This is a genomic window from Comamonas testosteroni ATCC 11996, from assembly GCF_000241525.1.
Taxonomy (GTDB): Bacteria; Pseudomonadota; Gammaproteobacteria; order Burkholderiales; family Burkholderiaceae_C; genus Comamonas; species Comamonas testosteroni.
Map to the genome: position 1 here is coordinate 1 of NZ_AHIL01000003.1, position 557 is coordinate 557.

Annotated in this window: 1 protein-coding gene; it reads left to right on the plus strand. The window is 60.3% G+C overall.

Annotated elements, in window-relative coordinates; all coding sequences use genetic code 11:
* Positions 1 to 557: GTP-binding protein (locus CTATCC11996_RS02385; RefSeq protein WP_003072628.1), on the plus strand; the 557-nt coding region annotated here is incomplete at both ends.

Sequence of the window (557 nt, forward strand, 5' to 3'; positions counted from 1 at the left end):
CACCATCGGTCACGTTGACCACGGCAAGACCACCCTGACTGCTGCTATCGCTACCGTGCTGTCCAAGCACTTCGGCGGTGAAGCCAAGGACTACTCGCAGATCGACAACGCCCCCGAAGAAAAGGCTCGTGGTATCACGATCAACACTTCGCACGTTGAGTACGAAACTGCCAACCGCCACTACGCTCACGTGGACTGCCCCGGCCACGCTGACTATGTGAAGAACATGATCACTGGTGCCGCTCAGATGGACGGCGCTATCCTGGTTTGCTCCGCTGCTGACGGCCCCATGCCCCAGACTCGCGAGCACATCCTGCTGTCGCGTCAGGTGGGCGTGCCCTACATCATCGTGTTCCTGAACAAGGCCGACATGGTGGACGACGAAGAACTGCTGGAACTGGTCGAAATGGAAGTGCGCGAGCTGCTGTCCAAGTACGACTTCCCCGGTGACGACACCCCCATCATCCGCGGCTCCGCCAAGCTGGCCCTGGAAGGTGACCAGTCCGACAAGGGCGAGCCTGCCATCCTGAAGCTGGCCGAAGCTCTGGACACCTACA